Genomic DNA, 25266 nt, shown 5'->3' on the forward strand with positions numbered 1-25266 from the left:
TTTTTTATGCCCTTTAGCTTTCGATTCAAAGTAGTTTTCTATAATAAGCGGCTTTTGATGTTCAGCAGCGTCTTCCCAATTAACGTGATTATCCCAAATGATGAGGCGTCACTCTTTGGCGAGGAAAGTTCACTTTTTGGTAATTGTTCAGGTTATACTCAAGCACTGATGAATTTATGAGACTACACAGGTGGTTATCAATTCTATGGCACGCATTATTTCGCTTCTCTTTTGCCTCCTACTTGGTTTCACAGCCATCTCTACCCGCGCGGCAGACCCAGCAACAGCTGCGCCAACGCCAGCCGAAGTCAGTGCTAAAAAATTAAATAACCGCTATTTACCCGAGAATGAAGTCAAACAAATCACCATAGACAATCAGCCCTACGATTTGTTAGTACGGCCATGGGAAGGAAAAAAGAAACTCGGCGCGGCGATCATTCTGCCCGCCACTAACGGCACGGCAGATGCACCGGGATTGATGGCGTTTGTACGCCGTAATATCAATCCTGCCGGTTGGGCCAGCTTAAGTTTAACCCCGCCAACTGAACTGCCTGCGGCCAATTTTGCCACCGCCGCCACCGAAGTCACCTCGCCCGGCGCCGCGCAATTAAGCTCACCGTCCAACAAACCTAGCCCTAAAATCAAGCCCGAAGATAACAGCAAACATCTGCAAGAGCAGGAAGACTTTCTCGTCCAAAGCATGTCGCAATTAGATGCGGTCGGCGCAGATTATGCGGGCAAACGCATTTTGATCACCGCCGACCAAAGCGCAGGATTATTGATTAGCCTATTGAGCCAAAAGAAGATTGCCGATCCCGATGTGCTGATCGTCATCAATCCCTATCGTGAGGATGAAAAGCTCAACCAAGCACTCGCGGAACAACTGGCGAAACTCACGCTGCCGATTTTAGATATCCAATCGCCAGACGGTCATCCCGCCTCATTAGAAACGGCCGCTAATCGTAAGATTTTAGCCGTGACCTTAAAAAGTCCTAACTACCGCCAAACCAGCTTAGCGCTCAATTTAGATAACGAGAGCGCATGGCAGAATTGCTTAAATGCAATTAAAGGCTTTTCCGCCCGTATGAGCGGCGCGCAGTAACAACGGCGATTCAAGCTAATTCAGACAAAATAGCATTACCAACCCGACTGACGATCTTGATAAGGTTTCTGCGGATCTTTCAGCTGACGCGCCGCCGCTATCTTGCAATTTTTGCCTAACAATAACCGAATCTGACTAATCGACTCACGGCAAAGCAGGCTCCGCACCGATGCCGTCCAACTACGGTTAATGCTGAGTTTGATGGCCGCAGCCGCATCCGGTGAGGTTTGCATCAGTTGCTGCGCCAATTGTTGAGCCGCTTCCATCGGCGTCTCGCTCACTTGCGTCACGAGTCCTAAGGCCTGCGCTTCATTGCCCTCAAGCACTTTTGCCGTCAGGCTCAGCAGCATGGCTTGATCCTTAGGCATGATTTGCCTTAACGCGACCAACCCCGCCATATCGGGCACGAGTCCCCACTTTGCTTCCATGATCGATAACTTACAGTCATGACTAGCAATGCGCACATCTGCGCCCAAGGCGATTTGCATACCGCCGCCATAGCAACAACCTTCAAGTACGGCAATCACAGGTACAGGCAAGTTTTGCCAACCTAATGACACCCGCTGTGCCAAGTTCGCATTCCCCGGTAAGCCCTTAAACAGTAACTTAACCGCCTGCATGGGTGCCGACATTACGCTTTTGACATCGAGCCCTGAGCTAAAATTGCCCCCCGCACCCGAGACGATCACCGCTCGCACCCCACAATTGGATTTGATCTGTTTAATCGCACGGTCGAGCTCACTAAACATTAAATAGTTAATCGCATTCATTTTTTCAGGACGATTAAGCAACACATAGGCGATGCCATCATCGATTTTGACTTGTACACTTTGGCCACTCATGAAATATTCCGTTACTGGTCAGTCCAGAATAAATGTTAACACGTTTGGAATAATTCACTAAAAGATATAACATGAGCCTGTTTTTTGACTTGTGTCAAAATATTGCCAATTCAAACATGGACTGAAGGCAACTTATGTTAGGCTGTCGCCACTACGTGCGGTAATCCTAATGTATCTTTCGATGAGATAGACTTATCGAACTCGGCAATGAAGTTACCTCGCCGCCAACATCGACACTTATGTAGCACTGTACTTGCCGCTAAGGATAAAGCAGCAAACAAATGGACTCAGTCGTCCGTTTTTATGCGCTACATCCTTGTTATTTGCTAAAAATTAGCCTGCTCGATTTAAGATTTTGCATCATGTGATTCAATAATGAGTCAAATTTTAATGTCAGCGAAAAAACGAAATTAATCAATAATATCTATAAGTTACATTTAGAAGATATAAATCAGACTTGCCCGAAGAACGCAATTCGTCAGTCGGACCTGAAAAATAAGTGTTATCTTCAATTAATGGGCAAATAAGGATCACTAGTCAGCATGTCAATATCTGTACTCATCTGTGACGATTCCGCCATGGCGCGTAAGCAAATGGCCCGCACGCTCCCAAAAGAGTGGGATGTGGAAATTACTTATGCGACCAATGGTGCCGAAGGCCTTGATGCTATCCGAGCCGGAAAAGGCGAAGTGGTATTTCTCGATCTCAACATGCCAGTGATGGACGGTTATGAAGTACTGCAAACTGTGCAGCAACAGGATCTCCCCGCGCTGATCATTGTGGTCTCTGGCGACATTCAAATCAAAGCTCACGAGCGAGTCAAAGCCTTAGGCGCATTAGATTTTATTCAAAAACCCGTTAGCGCCGATGCCATCAGCAACATTTTGCAAGATTACGGCATCTTAACCCTGACGCAGAAAGATATCGCCGACGAAGTCCCGATGATCAAAGTCGACATGCGTGACGCTTGCCAAGAAATTGCCAACGTCGCCATGGGCCGCGCCGCCGATCTGTTAGCTAAGTTACTCGATGTATTCGTGTTACTGCCCATCCCCAATGTGAACGTGCTTGAGGTGAGTGAGTTGACCATGGCACTCAAAGCCACGGAAGAAAGCTCGACCGTATCGGCTCTTTGCCAAGGTTTTATTGGGGCGGGGATTGCGGGTGAAGCCCTGCTTTTGTTCCATGATTCCAGCTTTAAAGACATGGCCAAGCTGATGGGATTAGCCAATCCTGAAGATAAAAATACTGAGATAGAAGTGCTGATCGATACCGGAAACGTGCTGATCGGCGCCTTCCTTAACGGCATTTCTGAACAGCTCGACATGAAATTTAGTCAGGCTCACCCTGTCGTGCTAGGACGGCACTGCACGGTTAACGATCTGATCCATGATAATTCAGAGAAATGGCAGCGAACTTTGGCTATGGAGATCAACTATCGGATTGAAGATCATAATATTCAATGCGATTTGTTACTACTCTTCACCGAGGATTCTATCCCCACACTTAGCTATAAACTCGGCTATTTACTCGATTAACCAGTTGGATTTTATCCTATGTCAAATGACCAAAGCGCAATGAACGAACTACACTGGCTCATCGATATGGTGCAAACCATAGAGGTGGGATTAGTGGTATTAGATCGCCATTACAATATCCAGCTGTGGAACGGTTTTATGGAGAATCACAGCGGTGTTTCCCCAAATTCGATCAAAGGTCAAAACCTGTTTACCCGCTTCCCCGATCTGCCCGCCACTTGGTTAAAGCAGAAAATGGAATCGGTTTTTATGCTTAAAAACCGTGCCTTTATCAGCTGGGAACAAAGGCCGTACGTTTTCCAATTTAAAAACTACCGCCCGATCACTGGCCGTGCTGACTACATGTACCAAAACGTGACCTTGTTGCCACTGGCATCGCTCACGGGACAAGTGACCCATATCAGCGTGATTATTTATGACGTGACTGATATCGCCATCAACAAGTTACAACTTAAAGCCGCGAACGAGCAACTCGAGCGCCTAAGCCAAACCGATGGCCTGACTCAGCTGCATAACCGTCGCCATTGGCAAGAATGTTTAGACCATGAGTACGACATATATGCCCGCTACTCAGGCATGGCAAGTTTAGTGATGATAGATATTGATAACTTTAAACATATCAACGACAGCTATGGTCATGTGGCGGGTGATAAAGTGATCCAGCATATCGCCCACTTACTCAGCCAATCCCTGCGTGAGACCGATTGCGCCGGACGTTATGGCGGCGAAGAATTTGCAGTCGTATTGCCCAAAACCAGCGGCGCCGATGCCATGTATTTCACCGAGCGACTCAGGGAAAAAATCGCCGCATCCGTCATTCTGTATGAAAGCCTGAAGATCTCTGTGACTGTGAGTTTAGGTGTGTGCGAAATTGGTTCCCACATCACCAGCAGCTCAAGCTGGATTTCTTGCTCCGATAAAGCGCTGTACGAAGCCAAGCAAAAAGGTCGTAATTGCAGCGTTTTGCATACCAGTACAAGTGTGAACAAAACGACCCAAGACTAACATATCCACCCAATAAAAATGCCCATCATAGATGGGCATTTTTATTTAAAACGGTACAGATTAGATATTCACGTGCGAATTAATGAGGGAAACCATCATCTTCTTCGTCGTCTTCATCTTCTTCGTCATCCATTTCATCACCGACGAAATAGGTGCCCCAACCGTCATATTCCACTTTCTGTTTTACCGCTAATTGCAGCAGTTGTTCTGCGGCTTTATCCAGTAATTCAACTTCTAGTTTGTGGTGCGCGACAGCATCGAAACAGAAAATAATTGAACCATCTTCCAGTTCCATTTCTTCAGCGTCGTTGACCTCAAAACCTAATTTAAAGGCATCTACTGCGGCTTTTTCGAGACGATCGAAATTGGTCGATGAAAAGTGATGCTCAATAATATATTCCGCATCAGGCTCTGAGCCATCGTCAAGCAGGGCTTGCACTATGTCACGATTCTCTGCAAGTTGGGCTTTTAACTGACTTTCAATAGACATGGATTTGTCTCCGTTAAGGTAAATCTGGCTCAAATTGGCATTATACGTCATCACTCGCGAGAGTTTTACCCATAAGTGCTGCCGCCTCTTGATTTATCTCAGCAAATCTCGCCGACATGCTGGCATGGATTTGCGCAGAAAAGTTTTTCACATCGGCTTTATCTAAGCCTGCTGTCGCCACGGGTGCCATCATATCGATAATGACTACACCGTTATTCCAGCGATTGAGCTTAATGTGGCTTTGGCACGAGGCCAATACCGGCACAACAGGCACTCCCGCCGCAATCGCAGCATGGAAAGCGCCCGCTTTAAAAGGTAACAAACCGCGCCCACGTGAACGTGTCCCTTCAGGGAAAATCCACACAGACAAATTCTTCTGTTTAATTTTTTCCACGGTTTTCGCCATAGTATCAAAGGCACTATGACGGTTTTTGCGGTCGATCAGAATATTCCCTGACAACCAATAGATTTGACCGAATAATGGCATCCACGCCAAACTCTTCTTGCCCAAACTCACAGTGCCTTTAGGTACCGCTGTCGTGTGAGTGAAAAGATCGAAGTTATTCTGATGATTTGCGAGGAAAATATAGGGGCCATCCTGCACATCTTTATGTCGACGTACAATCACTTTGATCCCAAGGATCGGAGCGACCGATGAGAAGATCTTGGCGAACATATGTACATTGTCGCGGTGGCGAGGTCTTAATAAACACACTAAGCCACCAAAAATAAAGGCAAGCAACAATGACACCGCCAACAGCATTGATCTGACGATTAAAAGCACGATTTACTCCGACTATAAAAGTGGCGACAGTATATCCACCATGGCTTTGGGACTCAATATATTGTTTACATCTGTAAGCTGACTTGCTAACAAGCAAGCAAAAAAGCCCATCGATATACTGAAAATCCAGTGTATAGATGGGCTTTTACATCAATATTTATCTAAGCGTGGTGTTTTGGCAGGATTTCAGATCCCGTTGCCTGAGGCGCAACTTTAGCTAACACAAAACGGATGACTAAGGCGCTCACGGCCAAAGTCGCGACAATCGCCGCACCGCTGGGCAGATCTAACGTCGCCGACAGGACTAATCCTAAAACATAGCCCAACAAACCGACGAGGTAAGCGTAAAATAACCGACCTTTACCGCGGTACTTGTTCAGTGCTAAAGCGGGCAATATCAAGGTACTGAACACCAGATAAACGCCCACCAATTCAACCGACAAGGTAATGACGAGCGCAAATAGCAGATAGAACCCTGCACCATCCAAAATCTGGGGACGCAGGAATATCGCCAATAACACCAGTGAATACACTACTGCCGGCAAAATCAGTTGTGACCAACTCACCCACAGGATCTGACCTGACATCAATTGCTTTAACAGCTCGGCGCCGTGTGGGTCATTCGCCAGCAGCAACATAGCCGCTACCGCAGACAACACATAAAAGCAGCCGATCATTGCCTCCAACTCACCCGCCATCCGCTTAGATAACCAAGCGATAAACCCTGCGCCCGCGAGGGCAAACAGCGCTGGCATCCACACATTAGCAAACGGCATGTCTTCTAGTCTGTGGTCCATGTGAGCGACAATCGCGCCTAAGGCGGCAACTTGTGCTATCGCTAAATCGATAAAGATGATGCCACGCTTAAGTACTTGTCTCCCAAGTACAATATGCGTCGACAACACTAAGATCCCCGCTGCCAATGCAGGCAACAGAATCGACATCAGTTCAAGATCAAACATAGGTTTATTTCACTCCATTTAAGAGGGAAATCACGCTGTCATAAAGGCTAAATAAATCTTGGCTCTTATCGTTGCCCCCCACAGACATAGGCAGCATCACCACGGGCAAGTTCGCTTTTTCACCCAGCCATTTTGCACCGCGCTCGTCCTGATAAGAGGCCACGACCACCGCCAGAATATCCCCTTGCTCGGCGCGCGTCAGCAGACTCGCTAAGTGGCCGCTAGTCGGAGCTAAACCCGGTTTAGGCTCTAAATCTGCCACTTGCTCGATACCAATCCAGTTGAATAAGTATCTGAAGCTTGAGTGGTAAGCGATCACTTTTTTACCTTGTAATCCCTTAGCTTGCTCTTCCCAACGCGGGACTGCGGCTTGCCAGCGAGTGGTAAAATCTGCCAGTGACTTTTGATAATCGGCCGCGCCAGCAGGATCTAACTGAGTCAGCTTAGCACTCAATGCCGTGGCGACTTTTAACAGCCGCGTCGGGTCGAAATGAATATGTGGATTGCCTTGGGCATGCACATCACCCATGCTGCGATCGACACTGGCCAGCTTATCTAAGGTCTCGATTTGATCGGCGGCGAAAAATAAGCCTTGATCGGTCGAGCGCACATTCGCGTTTGCCGACTTCATTTGCAGCATAGGCAACCAACCCACTTCAAGATCGGCACCGGCGCAGACCACAAGATCCGCCTGACGCATTTTGGCGATCAAACTCGGACGCGCCTGCACTTGATGCGGGTCCTGTAATGCTGTAGTTGCCGAATAGATGCTCGCCGTAGGAGCCAGCTCCTTCGCTAATGCTGCATATTCAGGTTCACAGGCAAACACGTTCAGTTCGGCGTGGGCCAAACCGGTATAAGTGACAGATAAGGCCACTGCGGCCAATTTAGCTAAATTAGAATTGATGCGCACCGTGAGCCCCCAGAGACATAATGTATTGAATTGTGAAGATGTTATCGTCTTCAATTCCGTCGAAGTTAGTACCCTTTTGATTGGTATACTGGAAACGAACCGTCGAGAAATGGCTAGAATGCCAAGCCAAACTCACCTCAGATTCTTTCAACTTCTGCCCATGGAAATGATCGCCATGGAGCTCTTGCGTATCCGCTTCACCATAACGCACACCCGCTGACCAGCTCGGCGTGAATTGGTACACACTGCTCAGATACCAACCTTGGTGGTAATCTTGGCTCGGCGCATCCTCAGGATGCAGATCGACAGGGGTAAAATCGCTCACCCGATAATACTCGCCGCTCACGGTAAGATTTTGATATTTGTAGTTACCGTTAGGCGCCCACTTATAAACAAAATCAGCACCATAGGTATTTTTACCTGTGTAAGATGCAGCATGGCTATGACCTGCGTGCTCATCACCATGGTCATGCTCATCTTCATGCTCGCCTTCTTCATGGGCGGTCACTTGGCCATTCTCGTTACGCAGGTAACTTAAACCCGCTTGCCATGAGCTGTTATCGCCGATGTCGCCACCGATTTTTGAGTACAAGGTATAAACGCCGACCTTCTTAAACTCACGCTCACCATGCTCATCGGCGGCACGTAAACTGTCGCCCTTAAAGGCTTCAACGCCCATAGTCCAATACAAGTCAGTCGGTGCTACGTAGTTGAAACGTATACCATCATCAAAATAATGGCCGCCTAAAAATGCACGGTAAACCACTGGACGGTCGGTGAACGAATCTGTGTGTAAATGTTGGTTATTGAGGTAACCAATGTCCGATAGGAAACGACCGCCGCGGATAGAAAAGCCCGCTGGCATCGCCATGGTTTGAATGAAGGCTTCTTCAAGATTCAGCTCAGTGTCACCGTCATGCATCTCAACCACAGCAGTGACTTTACCGTAAAACATATCATCGATATTGGCGCTCAGGGCCAGCTCGGTCTCACCTAAACCAAAGCCATCTGGGCTCTCGGCTAATGGACGCTCACCCGTTTGATAGTAACCATTTAATACGGCACTGATCGCTGGGTTCGTGAGGCTCGAATCTTCAGCCAATAGGCTAGGCGAAACAAACGCACACGCCAAAGCCACCAAAGAAATTCGGGTATTTAAAACAGTCATGATATCTCCAAAATACAACTAGCACTCGACGACTAATATAAAGTCATCAAGAAATACAATAAGTTAAAATGTTTGAGTTGATTTAGAGCGTGGCAGGAGGCGCACGACTGCGATAAACACTAACGTGTTCAGAAATAGAGGGGGGTAAAACAAATTCGACCACATCGAAATGCTGCACGCCTAAATTGAACGTCAGCGGTTGGGTCAATAAAATCTTGTTGAGCTGGTGCTGATGGAAGCACAGGGTACAGTGGGTCTTAGCCCCATCGTCAAGATGGGTCACACTATGGGCTGAGGCGGCAAAAGACAGCAATATCAAGATGGCCGAAAGCCATATCGAAATCGTGCGTCTAATGTGACGTTTAAGTCTCACTCAGTCGTCCCCATAGTTAAAAAGTTGCATAAGTCTATGTCAGGGCCATAGCAAGTTGCAATAAGGTAATTACTTTGCAAAAGGTTACAAGATATTTGAGCAGGGTAATCTTAGCAGCAACTTGCCTCGTCCATAATGGTGAAACCTTACGGGAGTGCTGGTAAAAGAGTGCATTTAAGATTAGCTTAAGTGAGTGTAACTATAGTGTATTTAGTTTTTATGTCAGCGAGCACAACGGCGAAATTGAGCTCGATATGGCGTCCGTTTTTAACCACCAAAAGGCAACTCTCATGCTAGCATTTTTTCGTGAAAACTTAGGGCTTATCTTAGGGATAGTGATTTTCAGCGTGGTGATATTTGGTGGAATTTACTACGTTGAGCATTCCTTAGCGGCCCAAGAACAAGTCGTTCAGTAAACCTGGAGTCACACTCTGTGGCGGTAATTCGCATGGGTAAACTCCTTTTCGCTATACCTTGAGCGCCCGCTAAAGGCGCTCGAATCATTTCTGCCTCAGCAAATTGTCTTCTATCGGTACTTCTGTCTTTGGTCACTATCATCGACGGGTTCCGGCGCTTCAATGGTGATCACTTGGTCCATAAAGTGACTCACGAACAACAACATCAGCGAAAAAATCATCACAGGGATCGCAAAATGCCGCACTGAGGCATCGAAATAACTGTATCCCGCTGTAAACACACTCAAATAAAAGCCTAATAACTTAAGCTTAGCCAATGTTGGGCTACGGCCTAACCAAGCGGTGCAGTAGGGACAACGCACTTGGGCGTCGAAGCCTTTGCCTCTTTGTTGGGTGATGTCACTGACCTTGATGTATTGATTACAATGGGAACACAACATGAAAACACGATTCCTAAATAGCGATGCGCAAGTTTAACAGATCCCTGCCAGAGTGCGGCCTGCAAATACTGATAAAAGGCTAATCTTGTCGAAAATGCGCGGAAAACCACGAGCCCAGCAGTAAGCCAAATACACCCTTGCTACAAAAAACCTTAGCTCCGAAGCAAATTTCACTCGACGACGTTTTACAGTCAATCCGGCAGCCACTATCATACTCAAACATATTTCTATTTAAGATCACACCTATGCATCGCTACCTCGCTCTAGTGTTTGCCCTGTTTATCCCATTATTAAGTCTCTCATCCCCAGCGCAAGCCGAACCTGTCGCGGCAACCGAAAGTACATCAACCACACCTGTGGCGGTCAAAGCCGAACTGGCTATGTTGCAACAAGCTATCGATACCGATATCCATAAGCTGAAACATGCCAAAGGTGAGTTGAAAACGATTGTCGAATATCGCATTCAAAACAAAACCTTACAGTTACGTAATAAGATTAAAGATTTGCTCGAAGCAACGCCGATCGACAGTGCTTTTCTGCAGCCATTAATCCAAGGGCAATTGAACTACATCCAACAGATTGATACCTATATCGATGACAACATTGATAAATTGGAGCTGCAACTAGGCTCGGGTACAGATGATGCGATTCTGCTCGATATATCTAAGCGCGAATTAGACAAAGACACCTATTACAAACAGCAACTCGAGACACTCAATTGGCTCGAACAAGTTGGCCAAGATGTTAGCGAAGCGCAAAAGTCCCTGCTGCAAATTTTGATTGCGCGTGCAGATATGCTTGAAAGCTTAGTGACTTACACCCAGCAACAACTGCAAGCTGCGGTCGATACCGCAACCAATGCCGGTAAAGATGTCACGTCGGCGCAAACCAGCCATGTGATGATGCTAAAGGAACGCTTGGCCCAAAATAGCCAAAGCTTAAATATCGACATCAACTTACTCGATGCTTTAGGCCAAGACACCGCCGCGCTGAAAAAGACCTTGTTCAGTGTGTCAGGCGATATTACTCAGGACGTGTTGAGCTTTGATGTGGCCTCGAGCTTAGTCGAGCAATGGCTGAACACGGCGCAGGAACAAGCGATAAATCATGGCCCTACCGTCGTGTTTAAGTTGTTTGTATTCTGCTTGATCTTAATTATCGCGGGTCTCGCCGGCAAGTTAGCCAAACAGATAGTGAAGAATACCGTTAGCAATTCTAAGTTGAATTTGAGCAAGTTATTACAAGACTTCTTCACGTCGCTATCAGGCAAAGCCGTCTTTACCATAGGACTCTTGGTCGCCCTATCCCAGCTTGGGATCGAACTTGGGCCGCTACTCGCAGGCTTTGGTATTGCGGGTGTGATTATTGGTTTTGCACTGCAAGATACCCTGTCGAATTTTGCCTCTGGCATGATGATCTTAATTTATCGTCCCTACGATGTGGGTGATTTGATCAACGCTGCTGGCGTCACGGGTCGAGTAAGCCACATGAGTCTGGTCTCGACCACGATTAAAACCATGGATAACCAACGTCTTATTATTCCTAATAATAAGATTTGGGGCGACACTATTAACAACATCACGGCCGAGCACCAACGTCGAGTGGATATGACATTTGGTATTGGTTACAACGACAATATCGAACATGCTGAAGCGATTCTCAAATCCATCGTCGAGGCTCATCCCAAAGTGCAGGCACTGCCAGCGCCAACGATTAAGCTGCATCTGCTGGGTGAGTCTTCGGTCGACTTTATCGTGCGCCCTTGGGCGAAACCGGAAGATTATTGGGAAGTGTATTGGGACATAACCCGTGAAGTGAAAATACGTTTCGACACTGAAGGGATCAGCATTCCGTTCCCGCAGCGCGATGTGCATATCTATCAAACCACGAAGTAACCTTTCTAAAACTAGCGCTAAAACCTTAAACCAGCCAAAGCGTTAAACCAGTATTAGCACGTTAAACCAGAGTCAAAGGGCGTAGCAGCAAGCTCGCCCTTTTTTATCTCTGCAGCGCTTTTGCATCTAAGCGTGAGTTTTCATTGAAATGTTAGTTTTGAATCTAAACCTTAGCCTAAACCGACTATCTCACCTTTGGCATCAATATCGATTTTCAAGTATCCCGGTTTAAGCCCAAGGCCTGGCATAGTCATCACATTACCCACTAAGGCAGTTATAAATCCCGCCCCCGCATGTAACACTAACTCTCGCACTGGCACCACAAAATCCTTAGGAACACCCTTTAAGCTAGGATCGTGGCTAATGGATAACGGCGTTTTGGCCATACACAAAGGCAAATGTCCATAGCCAAGCGCGGTCAGTTGCTGTGCCTGCTGTTTCGCCTCGATAGACAGACTCACACCTGCAGCGCCATAACCCACTTCGGCTAAGGTGGATAACTTTGCCTCCAATGACGCTTCATCTGGATATAACAGCTTGAACTGACTCTCAATTTCAGCGGCGCGAACCACAGTTTGCGCTAAGGCAATAGCGCCCGCCTCCCCTTGGCTGAAGGCATCGCTAATTTCACAGCCAAAGGCGGCACTCGCGTTGACAGCTTCCATTAGCCATTGCAACTCAGCATCGGAATCAGTGGCGAAACGGTTAATGGCAACCACCACAGGAATGCCATAACGCGCCACATTGTTGATATGCCAGTTTAAATTTGCAAAGCCCGCTTCGAGTCGAGCCTGATCTGGGGCATTGATATTTGTCGCACTGATGTTTGGCACATGGATATTTGATACATTGCTATCCACCTCAGTTGCCAAGCCACTATTGGCCTTCAGCGCTTTTAAAGTCGTCACCAACACCGCGGCGGCTGGCGCCTGACCCGATTGACGTACTTTGATATTACAGAACTTTTCAAAGCCCATATCCGAGCCGAAACCGCCTTCAGTCACCACAAAGTCCGCCAGCCTAAGGGCGATATCATCGGCAATGATCGACGAGTTACCGTGGGCAATATTGGCAAAGGGTCCTGAGTGGATCAGACAAGGCGAGCCATTTAAGGTCTGCATTAACGTCGGTTTTATCGCATCGGCCATGATGGCCGTCATCGCCCCAGCGACACCTAGGTCTTCGGCGGTAATCACTTGCCCTTGGGTATTTAAGGCCAGCACTAAACGACCGATCCGCGCCCGCATATCCGCCAAATCATGGCTTAAGGCTAAAATCGCCATCAACTCAGAGGCGGCAGTAATATCAAAACTAGATCCGTACTCCGGGCCGTTATTATCGCCTAAGCCCACATGAATTTGCCTAAGGCAGCGATCATTATGATCGACCACTCGGTGCCAGCGGATCTCGTTGGGAGCTATATCCAAAAACGCTTGTCCAGATTGCGCTTCAAATTCTGTTTTACCTAAGCGCGCCTCGTGGAATAGCCGCGCCGCAATCGCCGCCGCCCCTAAATTGTGGGCACTGCTGACGGCATGAATATCACCCGTGAGATGTAAGTTCATCTCCTGCATGGGCACTACTTGCGCATAACCGCCACCCGCAGCACCGCCTTTTACCCCAAACACAGGTCCCATACTGGGCTGGCGAATACAAGCACAGGCCTTTTGGCCTATTGCATTTAACGATTGTGTTAAGCCAATGCTCGTCACCGTTTTACCTTCGCCGTGGGGCGTAGGCGTAACTGCGGTGACGATAATCAATTTACCTTTGCGTTGCCCCGCTAAACGCTGCAACACACTGAGCTCCACCTTGGCTTTGGTGTGACCAAATAGCATCATCTCTTCGGGTAACAGGCCTAAGTCGGCGCCCAATTCTGTGATGTTTTTAAGGCTTGCGCGACTCGAAATATCCATATCTGTCAGCATGCGTCGATTTCTCCCTTTCAGATACGCTTTGGTTTAGTATGAGGGGTTGCTAAGCACAACACTCATTGAATAGGGCGGATATTAGGTGATTGGCTTTAAGATATATAGCCATCGAAAGGGTTAATGAGCGATTCCTTAATCTGCATCAAATATTTTGCCCTGCGCCCTATAAATCCAAAGCACACAGTCCCAAAGAGGAACAGCATGAGCGAGTCCCATTTTACTTTTTCTGAATTTGTTGCTGGTTTCTGGCGAATGGAAAGCTGGGACATGACGCCCATGCAGCGCCTTAGCCTGATTGAGCAATACCTAGAACTAGGCGTGACCACTATGGATCACGCTGATATTTATGGCCAATATCAATGCGAAACCTTGTTTGGCGAGGCATTAGCCTTAAAGCCTGCACTGCGCCAACAGATGCAAATGGTCAGTAAATGCGGCATTAAACCCGCGTTTGCCTGCCGCCCTGAGCGCTACGTCAATCACTACGACACCTCCTATGAGCATATTATTGCCAGCGTCGAGCATTCCCTTAAGCAGCTTAATACCGACTATTTAGATCTACTGCTGATCCACAGACCCGATCCTCTTATGGACGCTGATGCAGTCGCCGAGGCATTTAAGATCCTCAAGCAAGCAGGTAAAGTGCAGCATTTTGGCGTATCGAACTTCACCAATGCACAGTTCTTCTTGTTGCAATCGCGCTTAGATGCACCTTTAGTCACCAATCAAGTGGAGCTCTCGCCACTGGCGATGAGCACCTTACACGACGGTACGCTCGATCTGTGTCAGCAACGTCGTATTCGGCCTATGGCTTGGTCGTGCTTAGCGGGTGGAAAGATTTTTGAAACCACGAATCCACAGGCAGTTCGCTTGCATCAAACCCTCAAGCTCATCGCCGAGCAAGTGGGAGCCCAAGATATCAGCCAAGTGATTTATGCCTGGGTTCGTATGCTACCAAGCCGACCCGTGCCGCTTATCGGTAGTGGCAATATCGAGCGGATCAAGAGTGCCGTTGCCTCCAATGAGATCCAGCTCGATCGCCAGCAATGGTTCAGTATTTGGCAGGCATCTATGGGTCACAGCGTACCTTAATTTTTACCTCCCAAACGCAACAACCATAAACAACAACGACGCCAGAAGGCGCCATTGTTGTATGCATTATTGAGTGCGATTTAAAACTGCACATCGCCACTTAAATGCGGGCGACGGCCTTTGCTGTCACGTAATTCAAATACCATATTATCGGTGTTCTGCTCATAGCCAAACCCGACATCGGCAGGCATCAACAGTGGCAGTTTAAAGGTCACATCCACAGTAAATGGACGATCGCCAATACTTGGCATCAACTCCGCCAAACAACGGGCCTTAGACCACATACCATGGGCGAGCACGCGATCAAAACCAAAACGCTTTGAGAGCACAGGATGCAAGTGGATCAAATTATAGTCGCCAGACGCCTTAGCATAACGACGGCCTAAATCTTCACTCAAGCGCCAGCTTTGCGGCGTTTCCCACGCCATATCAATGGCTTTAGGTGGACGAACCCGACGTCCAGCAACATCGATACGATATAAATAGGTGGATAGCGATTCCCAAACGAGTTCTTCACCCACAAACGCCTTAGACACAAATTCAAACTCTAAGCCGGAATCAGTCTCACGGCTTGTGGTCAAGGCGCACTCGAGGGAGAAAGTCTCGTCAACCGTCACTGGGCGATACACTTGAATGCGGTTCTTAAGGTGGATCATCCCAAGCAGCGGGAAAGTGATGCCATCGTGGGTAAAAATCACCGCATGCAGGCGAAATGCCATCACATAGAGATAGGTTGGCGGCAGCACTTTACCGTCAAATTGAAAACCACACACCTGCGCGTATTGGCTTACTTTAGTTTCAGACACAGTCACATGCGGCGCGGTCACCTTAATATGGGGCAGCGGTTGCAGATCCCAACCCGGCTTACGGCCAAAGAAGATCTTGCGATAAAGAGAAAACAGCGACGGCATCGCGTTCAATTCAACACAATATGCATTATTCAAGTCTGAGTACCTTTTAATTAACTATCCCTTGGCACATAAATGCATTGCCATAAAATTACCCCGCACAGACGAGTAACGTCTGCTCAATCAAGTTGATAACGAGTGTAAAACAGGCAGCGCTGCGTCTTAATAAGGGCTGATGCTGACTCACCGAATGGATAGCTATAGAGTCAGGTTTGTCGAAAACGGCGTGATTATAACCCAGAGGACAGAGTTCTGTGTATCCCTAAGTTTAGTAGGAATAATTACTACCAATAAAATCAATAAATTAAAATATCACGATGTAAATCTGTCCATCTCGATTCGGCAATAACATCTCCTGAGTGCGAAAAATTTACGTCTGTGCCACACTATCGTTCCACTCTCTTTAACCTAGTTATCACGTGCAAGATAAGAATTTTGACAAGCTCGCGCAAAAATTTGCGAAAAATATTTATGGTACGCCTAAAGGCGACATTCGTGCCGCTGTACTGTGGCGCGATCTCGCACCTGCGCTAGCAAAACTGGGGGATAGAAAACTCAGAGTATTAGATGCGGGCGGCGGTTTTGGTTACTTTAGCCAAAAATTAGCCCGCCTCGGCCACGAAGTGGTGCTGTGCGATATCTCAGCGGAGATGTTGGCGCAAGCGCAAGAACAGATAGATGCCTCGCCTGAACCATTAGCTATCCAGCTCATCCATGCGCCTATTCAAGCTCTGTCAGTCGAGCACCATGGCTATTTCGATATCATATTGTGCCATGCCGTCGTCGAATGGTTAACGGATGCTAAGCCCACAATGGCGGGCCTACTCACTATGCTTAAACCCGCGGGAATATTCTCTTTGATGTTTTACAACAAAGAGGCCATGCGTTTTCATGCCTTAGTGTCGGGTAATTTCGATTACGTCGCCGCAGATTTAAAAGTGAAAAAGAAAGTGCGGCTAACACCCACGCACCCACTTTATATTCAAGAGGTTAAAGAGTGGTTTAGCGACTGGCAAATGTCACTCATCAGCCAGTCCGGCGTGCGGGTGATCCACGACTATTTGAAAAAGAGTCAGCCAGTGGATTTCGATTATCAAAAACTGCTGCAAATGGAGCTCGAGTATTCACAACGCGAGCCCTACATTTCCCTCGGCCGATATGTGCACTTTTTAGGGCAAAGCCCCGCAGTTTAAACCCGCATGGTTATAAACCCTGTGTCCTAAGCGATTACTCGCAAGTCTGTTTCCAGCAGGCGCTCACTTTGGCGCCTGCTTGCTCTAGCAATTGCACCACACTTTTATCGCCCACAACATGACCCGCGCCAACCACTACAAATAATGGTGAAGTTATTTCAGTCGAGCCCATTAACTTTATAATGCCGTCGGCCATCACATGGTTTCGCCGCCAGAGGATTTTCTCTAGCATCTCAGTGTCGCCCTCGCCGCCCATTTGCTCCTGCATTATGCTATCAAGCTCAGCTTCATTACCTGAGCGCCAAGCCGCAATTAACGATAAAAGATCTGCATCCGACGTACTAATCGCCTCACGCACCATAGACCACTGCGCTTGGCTATCAAAGGACGCTAATAACTGAAATTGCGACTCGGCGGTTTCTAACTGATACACAGGTAAAGCCGCATGGCGGGCCATCAACTGCATATCAACGCCATAATCCGTGCTGTAACCTAAGTTGTTATAACGTATTAAGTTAACTTGCGTGGCTTGCAGCCAAGGCGCAAAGGATTGAATCGACTGACAAACATTCGCCGTGGCAGCGCAGTAGGGCGTCATGCTCTCAACCGTTTGTTTATCTCGGCTCTGCCAATCTAAACCTTTGGTTTTATCGGCGCGGCCGTATTGGCGCAGCAAGGCATTGCTATCGGCTTTATTCATATCGACTTCCACGACTAAGCCCTTCGCTTTGCCCAGCGCGGTTTCAATTTGGGTGGGTAAAGGATAAAAATCGGCACGTCCAATATGAATCGAACCCAGTAGATACGCGCTCTTTCCTTGCCATTGCACTTGATAAAATGGCGGCTTATCGGTTTCGGCACTCACCGCTTTGGTGCTCCAACCCGTCAACGCCAGAAAACAGATTGATGCAATTAATCGCCATTGGCTTGTTGCCATATCCTTTGCCCCTTATAATTCCTGCAAATTTTGCAATGAGACGCTGTTATGCCACATACCAAGGTTATAGAGCAACTGAAAGAGAATCTTCAAATCGCCTATCGCCAAGCCATAGACGCCGACGCTAAGTTAGATGAGCTAAAGAAAGCTGGCCATGGAAACTTCACCAGCATATTCACGGCAGAACAAGGTTTTATCGCTTCGAGTAATCGTTTTCTGCCCTATGTACAAGAGTTGGTCGATGACTTAACTCGCATGGAAGAATATGAAGCACTCGATCCTAAAGAACTTGAAACCTATGTACGCCAGCTCGGCGCTTTACTGCAAACGCTGCAGGCTTTTAAGACACAAAGCTAACCTAGATGAAGAGCTGAAACTCGCCAGTAGCATTCAGCTCTTTTCATCAGCTATCCACTCAAAACCCCCGCATAGCTGACGTTAAGCTCCCTCAAAATTGTCATCATTTTGTCATTTCTAAGTCATAGACTCCGCTCACATAGACGAAAGGGCTGACGTAATGACAAGTTTAGATCTGGCTAAAGAGCTCGATAAGATAATTTCTAAATCGGCAATTAATCCCTTATTTCAGCCAATTTTCAATATATTAGAACATAAGATCCACGGTTTTGAAGCCCTAAGTCGCGGCCCTGAACACAGCCCGTTATACTCCCCAGTGCCGCTATTTCAGACCGCAGAGCATGAAGGCAAGTTAAGCGAGTTAGAAACCCTTTGTCGGCGCATTTCACTCGAGCAATTTAAGCTGCGTCAGTTCCAAGGCAAGCTGTTTATCAATATCTCACCCAAGGCATTATTAGATCCCGCGCACCCCAAGGGCATGACCTTACAGCTGTTGCAACAACTCGGCATAGCGCCATCGCAGGTGGTGATTGAGCTGTCAGAGCAATATCCCGCCGATGATATCGACTTACTCAAATCTTGCTTGAATCATTATCGCAGCCAAGGTTTTTTAACGGCCATCGATGACTTAGGTGCGGGTTATTCAGGTTTAAGGCTCTGGTCAGAATTGTCGCCCGACTATGTCAAAATTGACCGCCACTTTATCCATGAAATTGATTCGACCCCTGTCAAACAAGAGTTTGTCCGCTCGATTGTGGAGTTATGCCAAAGCTTAACCTGCAAAGTGATAGCAGAAGGGATTGAAACGCAAGAGGAATTAGCCGTACTCAAACAACTGGGTATCGTCTATTGCCAAGGCTATTTGCTAGGTCGCCCAGAAGTGCTCCCCTGCCGCGCGATGAAAGCGACCTTAGTGCCAAACAATACTCAGATTCAACCTAGATACAGCGAATCCGCCGAAAGTCTGTGCACGAACGCCATCACAGTTGCGCCTACACTCAAACTCAAATTTTTAAGTGACACCTTTAGCTCGCAACCCGCACTGCAGGCAGTGGTTGTGGTCGATAATCAGTTACCGCTGGGGATTATCAGCCGCGCGACCTTACTCGAACTTTTCAGTACGCCCTATGGCCGTGCCTTGCATGAGAATCATGCCGTAAGTGAAGTGATGGACCCGCAGGTCATCCAAATTGAGGCCAACGAACCCTTATCTACTGTGAGCCAATTGCTGACCTCAGAGACGGCCAATACAGTCGCTCAGCAGTTCATCATACTTCGCCGAGGCAAACTGCTCGGCATAGGCCACACTAAAGATTTACTGCAAAGGATTACAGAGCACAGAATTAAGATGGCCCGCCATGCGAATCCTCTGACAGACTTGCCGGGCAATGTGCCCATTCAGGAGGAATTAAAACGCCTTAAAATCCAAAAGAAACACTTTTACCTAGCCTATTTTGATTTGTGTAACTTTAAGCCCTATAACGATATTTATGGCTTTTGCCGCGGCGATGAAGTGATTTGTGAAGTGACTAATCTGTTACTGAAATATAAAAGTGACAATTGCTTTGTCGGCCATGTCGGCGGCGATGACTTTGTGATTATCAGCACCTGTGAACATATGATCAGCCGTTGTCAGCGAATTCTTGCGGACTTTGAAACCCATAAGCATTTGTTTTACAGCGCCGAGCATTGGCAAGCCCAAGAGATGCTCGCCGACGATAGACAAGGCGAAGCCTGCTACCATCAATTGATCAGCCTGTGCGTGGGTATCTTGCCACCAGCACTGACCTTTAACGCCAATGAACACAGCCTGTCGACCTTAAGTGCCCGGGCAAAAAAACAGGCAAAATCCGCGAATAACGGATTTTACCTGTTAGAAAATCACCTTACTATCGAAACTCAAGCGCTCAGTGCTTGAGTCTTGAGTGACCGATTTAACGATTGAAAGATTGAAAGATTGACGATTAAAGTTGTGGGGCAATCGTCTTCTTTAACCAATCAGTCAACATTTTGGTTTCGTACATAAAAGGTTTGTCTGTTAAAGATTTAATCCCATCCATGAAACCCATATCCGACAGCTTTTCATCGCCCGCAATAATCACTTTATCGTTTTCCAAAACTTGATAGGAAAAAGTCATACGCGGTGGATAGATTTCTTTAACAATGCGTAAATCATTGGCGGTCGCACCAAAGGTTGGGCGCATATCACCCGCCAGATCAACATCGGTGATCGTCATTTCAAGCTTTTGATTCGGCTTTAAAATCTTCGCAGCTTCTTTATTGATGTTTTCTGTTAAGGTCTCAAATAAGCGCTTCTCATAGCGGGATTGGATTTCCCCCGATGATTTGATATCGCGAAAATCCTTAGGACTTTGCCAAACAATTTTAACCACCCCATCTTCGGTGACGGGATTCACTGGCGCTTCATCGGCCGCCCAAGCCGCACTGCAACTTAATACACCTGCGAGTAAAAGGGACTGAATTTTCATGTTTGCCTCCAAGGCCTAGATAACTTTCTGAGAACCACAGTACAAAATCTAACCTGAACTAGAGCTTAACGCAAAACTGATATAAGTACAGCTAATGCTATGTAAGCTTTTGTATAAATACGTAAATTTTATCTGATAACCACAATTGACACGTATCTTTTTGTATCGAGACTGCACTAAGTAAGTGCATAGTTATCAATTTGTGAACATTTTACGCGCATAACCACAAAAAAAACGTTATCCTTCCGCTATTGTTTACATGGCTCACTTAATAAAAATGAAATTCCCCGTTGTACCTGTGTTCATTCTTATCCTGTTTACCTGCGTGGTTAGTGCGATTTGGTTTATCTCCCCGAGTGATAAAAATACCGGCCCTAAAACTTGGTCTGCCTTTATCTATAACCATGGCTATGACTCTGGAAAGTATAAAAAAACAGATAACTTTGACAGCTATGAGACCTGCCGCGATTTTGCTCGCGAACAATCGGCCTTTTACGACGATGTACCTTGGGAATGTGGTTCTATGTGCCAGTTCGATACACGCAAGCAAGGCTTTCAATGCAAAGAAATGAAAAATGAGCGCTAACTAACCGTTCAGCATAGGTTCAATATTTATACAATAAGCTAAGCCCCTCACAGTACAACTCGTTTTCTTTACCGTCTAAGGATGCACGATTTAGAACTGACGTGTTAAACGTAATTTTTAATTTGGAGCTTACCTATGAACCTAAAAACAGCAAACTTATCAAATTTTTACTCACATAAATTCGCTTTACTGGCTCTGCTAACGATCGGAACTTGCATAAGTCTTTCAAGCCATGCGGCGCCATTGACCATCAGCCAACAACAGGCGGTTAACGCTCATTTTAGCAAATTGGCTCAGGCGCAACATGCGGCTGAAACCCAAATGACTGAGCAGCTTAAGCAAGATTTTACTCAGCAATTAACCGTGCAAGAACATGAGTTTATGAATGACATCTGCCCTAAATACGGCATGACCTTCGATGTCACAACCAATGCCTGCTTACGCTAATAAGCGATGACCAAGATTAAAATGGAAAACGGGCGCTGAGCTCAGGGTATTGTTGCTTTAAATCCTTGGGCTTAGTGCTAAATTTTTTCCCTATGGGCGTCGCCTTGCCCGATGGCATAAAGGGCAATTCATCACCGGTTCTATCTTCATATAATTGCCCAGCAATAAGATCGTATTCATCCACAAAGGGATAAGCATAGGCATCTCGCTCAGGCCAAGCGGCTAAACGCGCTAAAGTATCAGGCTGATTGACTACACCATCGTAGATTTCTTTGCCGAGTGAAATCAAAAAACACCTGAATTCGGCAAAAGCATATTCAGAATCACAGCCAGTAATAATGTAAGCCGCCCCCCACACCGACCACAAATAGCTCCGGCGCATTTGCTGACCAAAGATTTTATCGAAGGCTTTTAACTCTTCATTACTCAGTTCGGCGAGTTTCTGCTTCAGTGCTTGAGTCAAAGACTCCTGTGATTGCGCCGCTTCCGTTCGCGTGACTAAACCCCAAAACTCAACTTCTGTCATAAACTTCACCTATTAGAGCCTTTCACAAAAAGGCATATTCTACACGATATTAAGGTTATGCTGGACTCGGATTAGGGCATTTCCTACACTTGCTCATCTTCTTCGCTACCTGTCTACACATACATCTATGCCTAAACGTCTTATGCTACTGATCTCTTTATATTGCCTCTTCAGCATTGCCGCACTTTTACGGGCTGTGACAACGCAATCCTTTGATGTATTCACCCTAGGCGTCCTCCCCGTGCTCGTTGGCATAATTATGCGCACGCCGTGGTCGAGCTTAGTATTGAAGATTTATATCGGCATGCAAACCTTAGGATTTTCCGCCCTAGGCATTACAGCGATTATTGCCTATCGTATAACCCCTGAAGATGTAAAAGTGATTGTTTCTGGTCACAATATTCCTATGTTGCCGCTGACGATAAGCATTATTGTCATTTTACTCCTGCAATATTGGATCGCATTTTCTAAGGTCACGAGTCATTATTTGACCCGTCAAACGCAGTAATGGACATTTGTTGCTAAGCTGTTACTAATCGCGTAGCTTAGCGACCCAATAAAATACTTGCGACTCTTAACTTGAAGTAGACTATGAGCCATTTATCGCCCAGCGAACTTTCCATTCTTTTGGTAGAACCTTCAGATATCCAGCGTCGAATTATTATTCAACGCTTACAACAGGAAGGTATTCTCAGCATTCAAACCGCAGAAAATATTGAAGCGGCTAAAGAAATTATTGCTCGCCACAAACCCGATCTTATCGCCAGCGCCATGCATTTTGATGATGGTACCGCCATCGATCTCTTAGGCTACTTAAGGGCTAGCGCTGACTGCAAAGATATTCAATTTATGCTGGTCTCGAGCGAGTGTCGCCGTGAGCAACTTGAGATATTCCGTCAATCGGGTGTGGTCGCTATCTTGCCTAAGCCCTTCAGTGCCGACCATTTAGCCACAGCCTTAAATGCCACTATCGATCTGCTCAGCCACGATGAGCTCGACCTCAGTAATTTCGATGTGCAGGATGTGCGCGTATTAGTGGTCGATGATAGCCGCATGGCACGAAACGTTATTAAACGCACTATCGGTAACTTAGGGATGAAACTGATTACCGAGGCCGAAGATGGCGCACAGGCCATAGAGTTGATGAAAAACAATATGTTCGACTTAGTGATCACTGACTACAATATGCCAAGCGTAGATGGCCTTGCGCTGACTCAATATATCCGTAATGAAAGCCAACAATCACATATTCCCATCTTGATGGTGTCTTCCGAAGCCAACGATACCCACCTCAGCAATGTATCCCAAGCGGGTGTGAATGCCTTATGCGACAAGCCCTTTGAACCCAAATTGGTTAAAAAATTACTCTATCAACTGTTAGAAGAATAAAACCAGAATAAAACTTAAGTCACGAACTGAGCAAATATTCTGCGCTTTACCGAACATCCTCCGGCACCTTAGACGCAAAAGGCTTTCCAAGCGCTAAACCTTATGGCATGTTAGGCACGCTTATTTCAAATAAATCTACGGAAAGAAGAGACAATAAAAATGAACAAAACTGAACTTATCGCCAAAATTGCAGAAAATGCCGATCTAACGAAAGTAGAAGCCGCACGCGCATTGAAGTCTTTTGAAGCAGCCATTACCGAATCAATGAAAAATGGTGACAAAATCTCCATCGTAGGCTTCGGTTCGTTTGAAACTGCGACTCGTGCCGCTCGCACCGGCCGTAACCCACAAACAGGTAAAGAAATTCAAATCGCTGAAGCGACTGTACCTAAGTTTAAAGCGGGTAAGACCCTACGCGACAGCGTAAACTAAGCTAGAAAATTCAAAACAACGCCTCCATTGTGAGGCGTTTTTTTTGCCCTATCCCAGTGAAACGCTGAATGTTTTTTGCACAACAAGAGTGCGCCTCTGCCCCATAAACTGGCAAATAAAAACATTTTATTAACACTTGATATTCTAATATCTTGTTTTACATAGAATTGTAATAGTGGCATGTGATTAGCAAATCCCTTCTTAGAAAAAAACCAAGATGCACTAATGACCACTGCTTACTTAAGTGTGCCACTGGTGAATCGATAAATAAGTCAATCGAGGGGATGAGCATGAAGAAATCACTGTACAGCGTTTTGGCCTTATCGACGGGAATGTTACTGGCTGGCAATGCCTTTGCAGCCGTATCAGGCAACATTGGTGGTACCTCTAATTACCTATGGCGCGGCGCGACCCAAACTAACGATGCAGTCGCAATCCAAGGTGGAATTGACTACAGCCATGATTCTGGCTTCTATGCTGGCACTTGGGCATCGAATGTAGATTTTGGTGACGATACGAGCTACGAGCTGGATCTCTACGCGGGTTATGGCGGCAGTATTACCGAAGACATCAGCTACGACTTTGGCTACCTCTACTACGCCTATCCAGACGCTCCTGGCAGCATTGATTTTGGTGAACTCCATGCTGCAGTGACTTGGAAGTGGCTTGAACTGGGTTACTCCCATGTCATCAATGCCGGTGACGATGTCGCCGCCGATCCGTTAGATAATAAAGATCTCAGCTATCTTGCCGCAACTGTCTCTGTGCCTCTCACTGAAAAACTCAGCTTATCAGTACACTATGGCTACTCAAGCGGTGATGTTGTGCAATCTTGGTTTGGCGAAGATAACTACGCCGACTATAACGTCACACTCAGCGCAGATACCAGCATGGGCACAGTGTCATTTATGGTTTCTGATACCGATCTCACCGATGATGATGCCAAACTGGTACTCGGCTATTCCTACAGCTTTGATCTCTAAGATCTAGTATTTAGGACTTAACGACTAAGCATAAAAAACGCCACTTTAAATGGTGGCGTTGTTTTAGC

At 46.7% G+C, this 25266-nt stretch carries 28 protein-coding genes; 15 read left to right on the top strand and 13 right to left on the bottom strand.

The features are described 5' to 3' along the window. Positions 1 to 205: 205 nt before the first annotated feature. On the top strand, positions 206 to 1102 hold the full coding sequence (locus KV201_RS01005) for a DUF3530 family protein (RefSeq protein WP_226058262.1): 897 nt from the start codon (positions 206 to 208) through the stop codon (positions 1100 to 1102). Between the two features lie 35 nt (positions 1103 to 1137). On the opposite strand, the gene KV201_RS01010 is transcribed toward KV201_RS01005, so the two are convergent. Further along, the gene (locus KV201_RS01010) at positions 1138 to 1944 is read right to left on the bottom strand and encodes a crotonase/enoyl-CoA hydratase family protein (RefSeq protein ID WP_226058263.1); all 807 of its coding nucleotides are present in this window, start codon (positions 1942 to 1944) and stop codon (positions 1138 to 1140) included. A 542-nt stretch (positions 1945 to 2486) separates the two neighbouring features. Between KV201_RS01010 and KV201_RS01015 the strand changes: the two genes are divergently transcribed. Next, positions 2487 to 3482: a response regulator gene (locus KV201_RS01015; RefSeq protein ID WP_006080020.1), complete on the top strand. Its 996-nt coding sequence runs from the start codon at positions 2487 to 2489 to the stop codon at positions 3480 to 3482. Between the two features lie 18 nt (positions 3483 to 3500). Further along, the gene (locus KV201_RS01020; RefSeq protein WP_006080017.1) at positions 3501 to 4487 is read left to right on the top strand and encodes a sensor domain-containing diguanylate cyclase; all 987 of its coding nucleotides are present in this window, start codon (positions 3501 to 3503) and stop codon (positions 4485 to 4487) included. A 79-nt stretch (positions 4488 to 4566) separates the two neighbouring features. On the opposite strand, the gene rraB is transcribed toward KV201_RS01020, so the two are convergent. The 6 genes from rraB to KV201_RS01050 form a co-directional block, all read right to left on the bottom strand. Then, a complete protein-coding gene (gene rraB / locus KV201_RS01025) occupies positions 4567 to 4977 on the bottom strand; it encodes a ribonuclease E inhibitor RraB (protein ID WP_107403569.1) in 411 nt (136 codons plus the stop codon). 40 nt (positions 4978 to 5017) lie between these two features. After that, on the bottom strand, positions 5018 to 5761 hold the full coding sequence (locus KV201_RS01030) for a 1-acylglycerol-3-phosphate O-acyltransferase (RefSeq protein ID WP_226058264.1): 744 nt from the start codon (positions 5759 to 5761) through the stop codon (positions 5018 to 5020). 161 nt (positions 5762 to 5922) lie between these two features. After that, on the bottom strand, positions 5923 to 6723 hold the full coding sequence (locus KV201_RS01035) for a metal ABC transporter permease (RefSeq protein ID WP_226058265.1): 801 nt from the start codon (positions 6721 to 6723) through the stop codon (positions 5923 to 5925). Positions 6724 to 6727: 4 nt separating this feature from the next. After that, positions 6728 to 7636 carry a metal ABC transporter solute-binding protein, Zn/Mn family gene (locus KV201_RS01040; RefSeq protein ID WP_006080012.1) on the bottom strand — a complete coding sequence of 303 codons (909 nt, stop codon included), beginning with the start codon at positions 7634 to 7636 and terminating at the stop codon, positions 6728 to 6730. Continuing rightward, positions 7620 to 8804 (bottom strand): membrane protein, encoded by a 1185-nt coding sequence (locus KV201_RS01045; protein WP_006084229.1) that lies wholly within the window; start codon positions 8802 to 8804, stop codon positions 7620 to 7622. Before KV201_RS01045 ends, KV201_RS01040 begins: the two co-directional genes overlap by 17 nt. 82 nt (positions 8805 to 8886) lie before the next feature. Next, entirely contained in the window at positions 8887 to 9177 is a 291-nt protein-coding gene (locus KV201_RS01050) for a hypothetical protein (RefSeq protein WP_006084230.1), read from the bottom strand. Between the two features lie 290 nt (positions 9178 to 9467). On the opposite strand from KV201_RS01050, the gene KV201_RS22500 reads away from it, so the two are divergent. After that, on the top strand, positions 9468 to 9593 hold the full coding sequence (locus KV201_RS22500; RefSeq protein WP_086010635.1) for a hypothetical protein: 126 nt from the start codon (positions 9468 to 9470) through the stop codon (positions 9591 to 9593). Between the two features lie 110 nt (positions 9594 to 9703). Here the strand turns inward: KV201_RS22500 and KV201_RS01055 are convergent, their stop codons facing one another. Further along, positions 9704 to 10033, bottom strand: a complete 330-nt coding sequence (locus KV201_RS01055; RefSeq protein ID WP_071939992.1) for a hypothetical protein — start codon at positions 10031 to 10033, stop codon at positions 9704 to 9706. 245 nt (positions 10034 to 10278) lie between these two features. On the opposite strand from KV201_RS01055, the gene KV201_RS01060 reads away from it, so the two are divergent. Further along, positions 10279 to 11928, top strand: a complete 1650-nt coding sequence (locus tag KV201_RS01060) for a mechanosensitive ion channel family protein (protein WP_226058266.1) — start codon at positions 10279 to 10281, stop codon at positions 11926 to 11928. A gap of 170 nt (positions 11929 to 12098) precedes the next feature. Here KV201_RS01060 and KV201_RS01065 read toward each other — a convergent pair whose 3' ends face one another. Then, positions 12099 to 13856 carry a formate--tetrahydrofolate ligase gene (locus tag KV201_RS01065; RefSeq protein ID WP_226058267.1) on the bottom strand — a complete coding sequence of 586 codons (1758 nt, stop codon included), beginning with the start codon at positions 13854 to 13856 and terminating at the stop codon, positions 12099 to 12101. 204 nt (positions 13857 to 14060) lie between these two features. On the opposite strand from KV201_RS01065, the gene KV201_RS01070 reads away from it, so the two are divergent. Then, positions 14061 to 14951, top strand: a complete 891-nt coding sequence (locus tag KV201_RS01070; RefSeq protein WP_226058268.1) for an aldo/keto reductase family oxidoreductase — start codon at positions 14061 to 14063, stop codon at positions 14949 to 14951. 80 nt (positions 14952 to 15031) lie between these two features. Here the strand turns inward: KV201_RS01070 and KV201_RS01075 are convergent, their stop codons facing one another. Then, the gene (locus tag KV201_RS01075) at positions 15032 to 15862 is read right to left on the bottom strand and encodes a MaoC/PaaZ C-terminal domain-containing protein (protein ID WP_226058366.1); all 831 of its coding nucleotides are present in this window, start codon (positions 15860 to 15862) and stop codon (positions 15032 to 15034) included. 416 nt (positions 15863 to 16278) lie between these two features. On the opposite strand from KV201_RS01075, the gene KV201_RS01080 reads away from it, so the two are divergent. Beyond that, entirely contained in the window at positions 16279 to 17052 is a 774-nt protein-coding gene (locus tag KV201_RS01080; protein WP_226058269.1) for a methyltransferase domain-containing protein, read from the top strand. Positions 17053 to 17086: 34 nt separating this feature from the next. On the opposite strand, the gene KV201_RS01085 is transcribed toward KV201_RS01080, so the two are convergent. Continuing rightward, on the bottom strand, positions 17087 to 17989 hold the full coding sequence (locus KV201_RS01085; RefSeq protein ID WP_006084238.1) for a TraB/GumN family protein: 903 nt from the start codon (positions 17987 to 17989) through the stop codon (positions 17087 to 17089). A 48-nt stretch (positions 17990 to 18037) separates the two neighbouring features. On the opposite strand from KV201_RS01085, the gene KV201_RS01090 reads away from it, so the two are divergent. Both KV201_RS01090 and KV201_RS01095 read left to right on the top strand, forming a co-directional pair. Beyond that, complete coding sequence (locus KV201_RS01090; RefSeq protein WP_006079998.1) at positions 18038 to 18346, top strand: hypothetical protein; 309 nt, start codon at positions 18038 to 18040, stop codon at positions 18344 to 18346. Positions 18347 to 18506: 160 nt separating this feature from the next. Continuing rightward, positions 18507 to 20264, top strand: coding sequence for a GGDEF domain-containing protein (locus KV201_RS01095; protein WP_107403547.1), 1758 nt, complete (start codon positions 18507 to 18509; stop codon positions 20262 to 20264). Positions 20265 to 20310: 46 nt separating this feature from the next. Here KV201_RS01095 and KV201_RS01100 read toward each other — a convergent pair whose 3' ends face one another. Beyond that, the gene (locus KV201_RS01100) at positions 20311 to 20835 is read right to left on the bottom strand and encodes a DUF3016 domain-containing protein (RefSeq protein WP_006079996.1); all 525 of its coding nucleotides are present in this window, start codon (positions 20833 to 20835) and stop codon (positions 20311 to 20313) included. Between the two features lie 277 nt (positions 20836 to 21112). Here KV201_RS01100 and KV201_RS01105 point away from each other — a divergent pair, with 277 nt between their 5' ends. Then, positions 21113 to 21421 (top strand): hypothetical protein, encoded by a 309-nt coding sequence (locus KV201_RS01105; protein ID WP_012090285.1) that lies wholly within the window; start codon positions 21113 to 21115, stop codon positions 21419 to 21421. A gap of 135 nt (positions 21422 to 21556) precedes the next feature. Beyond that, a complete protein-coding gene (locus tag KV201_RS01110; protein ID WP_319000204.1) occupies positions 21557 to 21868 on the top strand; it encodes a hypothetical protein in 312 nt (103 codons plus the stop codon). A gap of 16 nt (positions 21869 to 21884) precedes the next feature. Here the strand turns inward: KV201_RS01110 and KV201_RS01115 are convergent, their stop codons facing one another. Continuing rightward, a complete protein-coding gene (locus KV201_RS01115) occupies positions 21885 to 22394 on the bottom strand; it encodes a DUF4240 domain-containing protein (protein ID WP_012588645.1) in 510 nt (169 codons plus the stop codon). A gap of 127 nt (positions 22395 to 22521) precedes the next feature. Between KV201_RS01115 and KV201_RS01120 the strand changes: the two genes are divergently transcribed. The 4 genes from KV201_RS01120 (at position 22522) to KV201_RS01135 (ending at position 25198) form a co-directional block, all read left to right on the top strand. After that, positions 22522 to 22902, top strand: a complete 381-nt coding sequence (locus tag KV201_RS01120; RefSeq protein WP_071940000.1) for a hypothetical protein — start codon at positions 22522 to 22524, stop codon at positions 22900 to 22902. Between the two features lie 83 nt (positions 22903 to 22985). Next, positions 22986 to 23783: a response regulator gene (locus tag KV201_RS01125; RefSeq protein ID WP_226058271.1), complete on the top strand. Its 798-nt coding sequence runs from the start codon at positions 22986 to 22988 to the stop codon at positions 23781 to 23783. Positions 23784 to 23942: 159 nt separating this feature from the next. Then, entirely contained in the window at positions 23943 to 24215 is a 273-nt protein-coding gene (locus KV201_RS01130; protein ID WP_006079990.1) for an HU family DNA-binding protein, read from the top strand. 290 nt (positions 24216 to 24505) lie between these two features. Next, positions 24506 to 25198, top strand: coding sequence for a TorF family putative porin (locus KV201_RS01135; RefSeq protein ID WP_006079989.1), 693 nt, complete (start codon positions 24506 to 24508; stop codon positions 25196 to 25198). Positions 25199 to 25266 lie beyond the last annotated feature (68 nt).

Origin of the sequence: Shewanella sp. SR1 (genome assembly GCF_020447145.1) — a bacterium.
Taxonomy (GTDB): Bacteria; Pseudomonadota; Gammaproteobacteria; order Enterobacterales; family Shewanellaceae; genus Shewanella; species Shewanella baltica.

Bases quoted from the DNA above. Each gene is read 5' to 3' on its own strand.
- KV201_RS01060 (WP_226058266.1), top strand. From the start codon at position 10,279: ATGCATCGCTACCTCGCTCTAGTGTTTGCCCTGTTTATCCCATTATTA.
- KV201_RS01085 (WP_006084238.1), bottom strand. From the start codon at position 17,989: ATGGCAACAAGCCAATGGCGATTAATTGCATCAATCTGTTTTCTGGCG.
- KV201_RS01070 (WP_226058268.1), top strand. From the start codon at position 14,061: ATGAGCGAGTCCCATTTTACTTTTTCTGAATTTGTTGCTGGTTTCTGG.
- KV201_RS01125 (WP_226058271.1), top strand. From the start codon at position 22,986: ATGAGCCATTTATCGCCCAGCGAACTTTCCATTCTTTTGGTAGAACCT.
- KV201_RS01105 (WP_012090285.1), top strand. From the start codon at position 21,113: ATGAAATTCCCCGTTGTACCTGTGTTCATTCTTATCCTGTTTACCTGC.
- KV201_RS01100 (WP_006079996.1), bottom strand. From the start codon at position 20,835: ATGAAAATTCAGTCCCTTTTACTCGCAGGTGTATTAAGTTGCAGTGCG.
- KV201_RS01015 (WP_006080020.1), top strand. From the start codon at position 2,487: ATGTCAATATCTGTACTCATCTGTGACGATTCCGCCATGGCGCGTAAG.
- KV201_RS01020 (WP_006080017.1), top strand. From the start codon at position 3,501: ATGTCAAATGACCAAAGCGCAATGAACGAACTACACTGGCTCATCGAT.
- KV201_RS01010 (WP_226058263.1), bottom strand. From the start codon at position 1,944: ATGAGTGGCCAAAGTGTACAAGTCAAAATCGATGATGGCATCGCCTAT.
- KV201_RS01005 (WP_226058262.1), top strand. From the start codon at position 206: ATGGCACGCATTATTTCGCTTCTCTTTTGCCTCCTACTTGGTTTCACA.
- KV201_RS22500 (WP_086010635.1), top strand. From the start codon at position 9,468: ATGCTAGCATTTTTTCGTGAAAACTTAGGGCTTATCTTAGGGATAGTG.
- rraB (WP_107403569.1), bottom strand. From the start codon at position 4,977: ATGTCTATTGAAAGTCAGTTAAAAGCCCAACTTGCAGAGAATCGTGAC.
- KV201_RS01090 (WP_006079998.1), top strand. From the start codon at position 18,038: ATGCCACATACCAAGGTTATAGAGCAACTGAAAGAGAATCTTCAAATC.
- KV201_RS01130 (WP_006079990.1), top strand. From the start codon at position 23,943: ATGAACAAAACTGAACTTATCGCCAAAATTGCAGAAAATGCCGATCTA.
- KV201_RS01115 (WP_012588645.1), bottom strand. From the start codon at position 22,394: ATGACAGAAGTTGAGTTTTGGGGTTTAGTCACGCGAACGGAAGCGGCG.
- KV201_RS01055 (WP_071939992.1), bottom strand. From the start codon at position 10,033: ATGTTGTGTTCCCATTGTAATCAATACATCAAGGTCAGTGACATCACC.
- KV201_RS01110 (WP_319000204.1), top strand. From the start codon at position 21,557: ATGAACCTAAAAACAGCAAACTTATCAAATTTTTACTCACATAAATTC.
- KV201_RS01075 (WP_226058366.1), bottom strand. From the start codon at position 15,862: ATGCCGTCGCTGTTTTCTCTTTATCGCAAGATCTTCTTTGGCCGTAAG.
- KV201_RS01045 (WP_006084229.1), bottom strand. From the start codon at position 8,804: ATGACTGTTTTAAATACCCGAATTTCTTTGGTGGCTTTGGCGTGTGCG.
- KV201_RS01120 (WP_071940000.1), top strand. From the start codon at position 22,522: ATGCCTAAACGTCTTATGCTACTGATCTCTTTATATTGCCTCTTCAGC.
- KV201_RS01035 (WP_226058265.1), bottom strand. From the start codon at position 6,723: ATGTTTGATCTTGAACTGATGTCGATTCTGTTGCCTGCATTGGCAGCG.
- KV201_RS01095 (WP_107403547.1), top strand. From the start codon at position 18,507: ATGACAAGTTTAGATCTGGCTAAAGAGCTCGATAAGATAATTTCTAAA.
- KV201_RS01065 (WP_226058267.1), bottom strand. From the start codon at position 13,856: ATGCTGACAGATATGGATATTTCGAGTCGCGCAAGCCTTAAAAACATC.
- KV201_RS01135 (WP_006079989.1), top strand. From the start codon at position 24,506: ATGAAGAAATCACTGTACAGCGTTTTGGCCTTATCGACGGGAATGTTA.